This window comes from Robertmurraya sp. DFI.2.37 (assembly GCF_029211245.1).
In the GTDB taxonomy this organism is placed as follows: Bacteria; Bacillota; Bacilli; order Bacillales; family Cytobacillaceae; genus Robertmurraya; species Robertmurraya methanolica_A.
Genome location: NZ_JARGEJ010000694.1, coordinates 1 through 296 on the forward strand (window position 1 = coordinate 1; position 296 = coordinate 296).

The following is a 296-nucleotide window of genomic DNA, read 5'->3' on the forward strand; positions in this document are numbered from 1 at the left end:
GGAAGCAAAGGATCGGTAGTGAAACTAAAGAACAATCCGCTTATATGCAATTCTGCCAGATTCTCAAAAAACTCCTTTCTAAAGATATCGATAGCGTTCTGTTCATCTTTAAAGGCTTTTTTCAAATTGGGAACCAAACTCCAAGTACCAGATTTCAGGAAGTCTGGACAAAAGCAATATTCACAGTCGTTCAAACAACCGACATAAAAATTACATCCCCATGTACCGTATTCTCCGGCTTTACCGGCAGGCTGATAAATAGCCTTGCCATTTTTTCTTTTTTGCTTTTTCATTTC

At 38.2% G+C, this 296-nt stretch carries 1 protein-coding gene; it reads right to left on the reverse strand.

Features of this window, described 5'->3' with window-relative positions; genetic code table 11:
• Nucleotides 1–296, reverse strand: a 296-nt coding sequence (locus tag PZE06_RS28250; RefSeq protein WP_275792436.1) for a radical SAM family protein, incomplete at both ends; no start/stop codon positions are given.